Raw genomic sequence first — 7,010 nt, 5'->3', positions numbered from 1 at the left:
GCTGACTACAACCTGAGCAAGACAGCTGCTGTGTACGCTGGTTACGAGAAGTTTGACAATGGCGTCAACACAACGACCAACGAGACCACCATCGCTTCCGTGGGTCTGCGCAAGTCGTTCTAATCCCATGCTGGCGCAAGCCAGTTGAGATTTAGACAAACAAAAAACCCACCGTGGCAACACGGTGGGTTTTTTTATGGTTGACGCCAGCTGAGTTGCTTCAGCGCAAGCGGTTTCATACCACTGCGTGACAAGCGATCTTGATGCCTTTGAAGTCGCGCAACGCAGGCCTTTCCGCACGGCAGATGTCGGTGGCCTGGGGGCAGCGTGGGTGGAAGGTGCAGCCGCTGGGCGGGTTGAGGGGGTTGGGCACCTCGCCTTGCACGGGCGTGCGGGCGCGGCCGGTGTCGTGCATCTTGGGGATCGCGTCCAGCAGCATCTTGGTGTAAGGGTGCTGCGGGTTGCCAAACAGCGTGTGCTTGTCGGCCAGCTCTACCAAGCGGCCCAAATACATGACACCCACCTGGTCGCTCACATGGCGCACCACGGCCAGGTTGTGGCTGATGAACAAATATGTCAGCCCGCGCTCGCGCTGCAGGTCTTTCATGATGTTGAGCACTTGCGCCTGCACGCTCACATCGAGCGCCGAGGTGGGCTCATCGCACACCAAAAACTCGGGGGCCGTGGCCAAGGCACGGGCAATCGAAATGCGCTGGCGCTGCCCGCCCGAGAACTGGTGCGGGTACTTGACCATGTCGAGCGGCGACAAGCCCACCGACTTGAGCAACTCGGCCACGCGGGCCTTGAGCTCTTCGGCGTCACTGATCAGGCCATGCTCCTTGAGCGGCTCGCCAATGATGTTGTCCACCGTCCAGCGGGGGTTCAGGCTGGCATAGGGGTCTTGGAAAATCATCTGGATGCGCTGGCGCATGGCCTTGGCATCGCTCGACTTGAAAGCCGCGTGGGCGTCTTGACCGTCAAAGGTCAGGCCGCCACGTGTGGGCTCATAGAGGCCCACCAGCAGGCGTGCCACGGTGCTTTTGCCGCAGCCGGACTCGCCCACTAGGGCCAATGTTTTACCGCGTTCGATCTCAAAGCTCACGCCGTCCACGGCATTCAGCAACTGGCGCGGTTTGCGCTCGATGACGCGGTTGAGCCACGGCGCCGACACGTCAAAGGTTTTGGCCAGATCGTGTGCCACGACCAAAGGCTGGGGTTTGGCATTCAAGAGTTTGTCGCTCATGCGGCGCTCCCGTTGTGCAGCCAGCAGGCCGCTTGGGTCGAACCGGCTTGGACCAGATCGGGCCGGTCTTGGCGACAACGCTCAAAGACTTGCGGGCAACGCGGGTTGAAGGCGCAGCCTTGCGGAATGGCGTTCAGGCGGGGCATGGCGCCGTCAATCTGGTTCAGACGTTCGCAGTCACTGCCCATGTCGGGGATGGAGGCCATCAGGCCAGCGGTGTAAGGGTGGGCCGGGTGGTTGATGACCTGGTGCACCGGACCGATTTCGGCCACGCGCCCGGCATACAGCACGGCCACGCGGTCGCAGGTCTCGGCGATCACGCCCATGTCGTGGGTGATCAGCATGACGGCTGCGCCCCGGTCCTTGCAGACCTTTTTGAGCAAGCTGATGATCTGCGCCTGGATCGACACATCGAGCGCGGTGGTCGGCTCGTCGGCCACAATCAGCTGCGGCTCGGCAGCCAGAGCCAGCGCGATCACCACGCGTTGGCGCATGCCGCCCGAAAACTGGTGCGGGTAGTGGTCGATGCGCTCTTCGGCGGCCGAAATGCCGGTGTCTTTGAGCAGCTGAATGGCGCGTTGACGGGCCTCTTGCGGCGTCACAGACAGGTGCGCCAAGATGGTTTCGGTCAGTTGCTTGCCAATCGAGTAAAGCGGATTGAGCGAGGTCAGTGGGTCCTGAAAAATCGCCCCAATTTTGCGACCCCGAATGTGGCGCATTTGGTCGGCGTCCAGATGGTCGATGCGCTCGCCTTCCAGCAAAATTTGACCGCTGGCCACTCGGCCTGGCGGCTCCAGCAGGCCAATGATGGCTGCGCCCGTGAGGGATTTGCCCGCACCCGACTCGCCCACCACACCCAAAATTTCGCCTGGGGCGATGTCGAACGAAATGTCGTCCAGTGCACGCAGCGTGCCATGGCGGCTGGGGAATTCCACCACCAGATTCTTGACTTGTAAAAGGCTCATCGCAATCTCGGATTCAGCGCGTCGCGCAACCAGTCACCCAACAGGTTGACCGACAAAGCGATCAGCACCAGCATCAGCCCCGGAAAAATCGTGATCCACCATTCGCCCGAGAACAAATAGTCATTGCCAATGCGGATCAAGGTGCCCAATGAAGGCGATGTGGGCGGTGCGCCCACGCCCAAAAACGACAAAGTGGCTTCGGTCAGGATGGCCGTGGCCACCTGGATGGTGGCCAGCACCATGACCGGGCCCATCACGTTGGGCAGCACATGTTTGAACATGATGCGCAAGGGCGCCACACCCGTGACACGCGCGGCTTGCACGTATTCCTTGTTGCGCTCGACCAAGGTGGTGCCGCGCACGGTGCGGGCGTATTGCACCCAACCCGTCAGGGTGATCGACAAAATCAAGACACCAAACGCCAAGGATTCATGGGCATCGGGAAAAAGCGCACGTCCCACACCCGCGATCAAGAGGGCCACCAAAATCGCTGGAAACGACAGCATCACATCGCACAAGCGCATCAAGAATGCGTCGATCCAGCCGCCGCGAAAGCCCGCCAACAGACCGAAACCCACGCCCACCACCACCGACAAGACCACCGACGCGAGGCCGACGACCAAAGAAATGCGCGAGCCATAAATGATGGCCGACAAAATGTCACGGCCTTGGTCATCGGTACCCAGCAAGAACTTGGTGCTGCCGCCCTCCATCCAGGCGGGCGGTATTCGGGCATCGCTCAGCTCCAGTGTGGCCAGGTCAAATGGATTGGTCGGCGACACCCAGCCTGCAAAGGCTGCACAAAAAAGGAACACCACGGCAATGGCCGCTGCCACCATCGCCGTGGGCGATTGGCGGAAGCTGTAGCCCACATCGCTGTTCAGCCAGCGCTTCAAAACATTCATGGCTTACTTGACGGAGATGGACTTGAAAGGCATGTAGTTGTCACCACGCTGGGTCAAGCTGACCTTTTTGTTGATGCCCCAAGCCAAGGCTTGCTGGTGCAAAGGCAAGTGGCCGATGTCGGCACTGTGCAGTTCAAAGGTCTCGCGGATCATGGCGCTGCGCTTGGCCGGGTCGGTCTCGCTTTGCACCTTGATCATCAATTCATCGACCTTGGGGTTGCAGTAAGAGCCCAGGTTGAACTGGCCTGCGCCCTTGTCGTCAGGGCAACGCATCAAGGCGTTCAGAGCGTTGTGGGCGTCATAGGTGCTGGGGGTCCAGCCCAGCAAGTAGAAACTGGTGTCACGGCGCAAAATTTTGGGGAAGTAGGTGCCTTTGGTTTCGGCTTTCAGGTTGACTTTGATGTTCGCCCGGGCCAAATTGGCGGCCACGGCTTCGCAGATCTGACCGTCGTTCACATAGCGGTCGTTCGGGCAGTTCATGTCGATGGTGAAGCCTGTGGGGTAGCCCGCATCGGCCAACAGCTTTTTGGAGGCTTCGATGTCAAAGGGCAATCGCTTGTTGAGTTCGGGGTTGAAGCCATTGATGCCGGGGCCGACCATCAGGGCGGTCGGATTGGAGGCACCCCGCATCACGGTGCGCTTGATGCCTTCGATGTCAATCGCTTGGTAGAAAGCCTGGCGCACGCGCTTGTCTTTGAAGGGGTTTTTGCCCTTCACACTCGAGTACAGCAACTCGTCGCGCCGCTGGTCCATGCCCAAAAAGATGGTGCGCAGCTCGGGCGCCACCATGGCGCGGGTGTTGGGGCTGGTGTTGATGCGCGGCACGTCTTGCACCGGCACGGGCTCCATGATGTCGATCTCGCCGGACAGCAAAGCCGCCACGCGGGTGGGGTCGTTGGCAATGACCGAGAAGATGACTTCGTCCACGTTGCCTTCGATCTTGCCCCAGTAGTTGCCGTTGCGCACAAAGGTGGTGCGGATGTTGGGCTGGCGCTCACGCAGGCGGTAAGGGCCTGTGCCGTTGGCGCGGAAAGATGCGGCGTTTTCAATGCCTCTGCGGCGGTCCACCGGGCGTGTGGCCTGGTTGTCCTCGCACCACTTCTTGCTCATGATGAACACGGTGGACAAGACATTGGGAAGGATGGGAAATGGCGATTTGGTCTCGATTTCAATGGTGTGGCTGTTGATTTTGCGCACTTCTTTGATGTCGTTGGTGTTGCTGCGCATGTCGGAGCCTTCACCAGCAGCACGGGCCAAAGAGAACACCACGTCGTCGGCGGTGAATGGCGTGTCGTCATGAAAGCGCACGTTTTTGCGCAACTCAAAGCGCCATACCGTGGGCGATGTCTGCTTCCAAGAGGTGGCCAGACCGGGTTCAAATTTCAGGTCTTTGCTCACGCCCACCAGCGACTCGTACACGTTGTTGGTCACGCTCAGTTGCAGCGATTCGTTCAAAGAATGCGGGTCCATCGACAAAGCATCACCCTGGTTGGCAATGCGCACGGTGGCCGCATGCGCAGCACCCAGCGACAAGGCCGAGACGAGGGTGGCGGCCAACAAGCCACGGGACAGTTTGGAAATGCGCATGGGATTCTCCTGGGGTTGAATGTGCATGCCGATCAGGCGGCTGCCTGGGGCTGAAGGGGCAAGGCTTGCTCCACCAAACTGGCGTGCAAGGCCGCGCCCAGTGGCAAGATCTCGTCGTTGAAGTCGTATCGGCTGTTGTGCAGCGGGTGCGGGCCAGGGCCGTGCGGCAGGCCTTGGCCTATGCGGATGTACGCACCGGGTTTGGCCTGCAGCATGAAAGAGAAATCTTCGCCACCCATGCTGGGCAGCATGTTGCGCCAGACCTTGTCTTCGCCCACCAAGCTGGCGGCCACATCGCAGGCGAACTGGGCCTCAGGCACGGTGTTCACGGTGGCGGGGTACACGCGTTCGTAAGTCAACTCGGCCGATGCGCCAAACCCTTGGGCAATGCCGACGCACAAAGAACGCAAACGGTCTTCGATCAGGTCTTGCACGCTCTCGCTGTAGGTGCGCACGGTACCGACCAAGGTGACTTCGCCGGGGATCACGCTCATGGCGCCGGGGTGGCCGCCTTGCATCGAGCAAATGCTGACCACGGCCTGGTCAAAAGCCGAGAGGTTGCGGGCCACCACGCTTTGCGCGGCGGTGATGATGTGGCCTGCCACCAGCACCGGATCGATGCCTTGGTGTGGGCGCGCGCCGTGGCCGCCTTTGCCGCGGATGTGGATCTCGATGCGGTCCACCGCCGCCTGCATCGGGCCGGGGGTGATGCCGATCACGCCCAGGGGCGTTTCGGGCGAGTTGTGTTGGGCATAGACCTGCTCACAAGGAAAGCGCTCGAACAAGCCGTCTTGCATCATGGCGCGGGCACCTGCATAGCCTTCTTCGCCCGGCTGAAAAATCAGCACCGCGGTGCCATCAAAACGCCGGGTTTCGGCCAGATAACGGGCCGCACCCATGAGCATGGCGGTGTGGCCGTCGTGGCCACAGCCATGCATCAGGCCGGGCTTGGACGACTTCCAGTTGCACTCATTGAGTTCGGTCAAAGGCAGCGCGTCCATGTCGGCCCGCAGACCGATCATGCGGCCGGGGTTGCTGGCCGAGCGTCCTAGGCCGTGTACCAGCGCCACCACGCCGGTTTTGCCGATGCCGGTGTGGATGCTGTCCACGCCGCAGACCTGCAGCATTTCGGCCACGCGGCGCGCGGTGTAGACCTCTTCAAAGCCCAACTCGGGGTGGGCATGCAGGTCGCGCCTGAAGGCCGTGAGCTCAGGGTGGAACTGGGCAATGCGGGCAAACGCCGCTCCGTGCCCCAACACCGATTGCAAAGAAGCGCCCATGCTCAGTGGCCTCCGGGTTTGCCCACGCGCAGGCGCGGGTCGACCACAAAGTACAACAAATCCACGATCAGGTTGATCACCACAAAGATCAGCGCAATCAGGCACAAATAAGCCGCCATGACCGGTATGTCTGCAAACGTGACCGCTTGGATGAACAGCAAACCCATACCAGGCCACTGGAACACCGTCTCGGTGATGATGGCAAACGCGATCAAGCCGCCCAACTGCAAACCGGTGATGGTGAGCACCGGCACCAAGGTATTTTTGAGCGCATGGCCAAAGTGGATGGTGCGGTTGGACAAACCCCGTGCACGGGCGAACTTGATGTAGTCGGTGCGCAGCACCTCGAGCATCTCGGCCCGCACCAAACGCATGATCAGTGTGAGCTGAAAAATCGCCAAGGTGACGGCCGGCAACACGATGTGGTGCCAGCCCTTGGCGGTCACCAAGCCGCTGGACCACCAGCCCATTTGCACCACCTCGCCCCGGCCAAAGCTGGGAAACCAGCCGAGCATCACGGCGAACACCAAGATCAGCAAAATGCCAATCAAAAAGGTGGGCAAGGACACACCCAAGAGCGACACCGTCATGAGGAGTTGGCTGGTCCAAGTGCCCCGGCGCAAGGCGGCGTAAACCCCCATGGGGATGCCGATGAGCAAAGCCAAAGAGGCGGCCACCAAAGCCAGCTCCAAGGTGGCGGGCAGGCGCTCGGCAATCAGGCGCGAGACCTTGGCGCCTTGGCGCAGGCTGAGGCCAAACTCGCCTTGCACCGCGTTGACCAAGAAGTGGCCAAACTGCACAAAGAACGGCTGGTCCAGACCCAGCGCGTTGCGCATCTCGTCGATTTGCTCTTTGGTGGCGTCTTGACCCAGCAAGAACACCACCGGATCGCCCACATACTGGAACAACAAAAACGCGATGAAGGCCACCGTGACCATGACGATCACGGCCTGGATCAGCCGCTGCAAGATGAAAGCGAGCATCAGTTGACCTTGATCAGCGTCCAATCCAGACGGTTGTCAGGGCGGTG

Annotated in this window: 6 protein-coding genes; all 6 read right to left on the bottom strand. The window is 60.7% G+C overall.

The window, feature by feature from the left end:
- Positions 1 to 235 precede the first annotated feature (235 nt).
- From Q1M54_RS16290 to Q1M54_RS16265, 6 genes are read right to left on the bottom strand one after another with little or no spacing between them, the layout of a single operon-like run.
- Complete coding sequence (locus tag Q1M54_RS16290) at positions 236 to 1,243, bottom strand: dipeptide ABC transporter ATP-binding protein (RefSeq protein WP_300559550.1); 1,008 nt, start codon at positions 1,241 to 1,243, stop codon at positions 236 to 238.
- Positions 1,240 to 2,208, bottom strand: a complete 969-nt coding sequence (locus tag Q1M54_RS16285) for an ABC transporter ATP-binding protein (RefSeq protein ID WP_300559547.1) — start codon at positions 2,206 to 2,208, stop codon at positions 1,240 to 1,242. Before Q1M54_RS16285 ends, Q1M54_RS16290 begins: the two co-directional genes overlap by 4 nt.
- Complete coding sequence (locus Q1M54_RS16280; protein ID WP_300559543.1) at positions 2,205 to 3,113, bottom strand: ABC transporter permease; 909 nt, start codon at positions 3,111 to 3,113, stop codon at positions 2,205 to 2,207. Before Q1M54_RS16280 ends, Q1M54_RS16285 begins: the two co-directional genes overlap by 4 nt.
- A gap of 3 nt (positions 3,114 to 3,116) precedes the next feature.
- Positions 3,117 to 4,700, bottom strand: coding sequence for an ABC transporter substrate-binding protein (locus tag Q1M54_RS16275; RefSeq protein ID WP_300559540.1), 1,584 nt, complete (start codon positions 4,698 to 4,700; stop codon positions 3,117 to 3,119).
- Positions 4,701 to 4,732: 32 nt separating this feature from the next.
- Positions 4,733 to 5,980: a M20 aminoacylase family protein gene (locus Q1M54_RS16270; RefSeq protein ID WP_300559537.1), complete on the bottom strand. Its 1,248-nt coding sequence runs from the start codon at positions 5,978 to 5,980 to the stop codon at positions 4,733 to 4,735.
- 2 nt (positions 5,981 to 5,982) lie between these two features.
- On the bottom strand, positions 5,983 to 6,963 hold the full coding sequence (locus Q1M54_RS16265; RefSeq protein ID WP_019426506.1) for an ABC transporter permease: 981 nt from the start codon (positions 6,961 to 6,963) through the stop codon (positions 5,983 to 5,985).
- Positions 6,964 to 7,010 lie beyond the last annotated feature (47 nt).

It is taken from the genome of Limnohabitans sp. Rim8 (genome assembly GCF_943326455.1).
Taxonomy (GTDB): Bacteria; Pseudomonadota; Gammaproteobacteria; order Burkholderiales; family Burkholderiaceae_C; genus Limnohabitans_A.
The sequence above is the reverse complement of the archived record's forward strand: the minus strand, read 5'-3'. Positions and strand labels throughout refer to the sequence as shown.

What these genes read in the sequence shown, in the direction of transcription:
- Q1M54_RS16290 (WP_300559550.1), bottom strand. Translation starts at nt 1,243, where the DNA reads ATGAGCGACAAACTCTTGAATGCCAAACCCCAGCCTTTGGTCGTGGCA.
- Q1M54_RS16285 (WP_300559547.1), bottom strand. Translation starts at nt 2,208, where the DNA reads ATGAGCCTTTTACAAGTCAAGAATCTGGTGGTGGAATTCCCCAGCCGC.
- Q1M54_RS16280 (WP_300559543.1), bottom strand. Translation starts at nt 3,113, where the DNA reads ATGAATGTTTTGAAGCGCTGGCTGAACAGCGATGTGGGCTACAGCTTC.
- Q1M54_RS16275 (WP_300559540.1), bottom strand. Translation starts at nt 4,700, where the DNA reads ATGCGCATTTCCAAACTGTCCCGTGGCTTGTTGGCCGCCACCCTCGTC.
- Q1M54_RS16270 (WP_300559537.1), bottom strand. Translation starts at nt 5,980, where the DNA reads ATGGGCGCTTCTTTGCAATCGGTGTTGGGGCACGGAGCGGCGTTTGCC.
- Q1M54_RS16265 (WP_019426506.1), bottom strand. Translation starts at nt 6,963, where the DNA reads ATGCTCGCTTTCATCTTGCAGCGGCTGATCCAGGCCGTGATCGTCATG.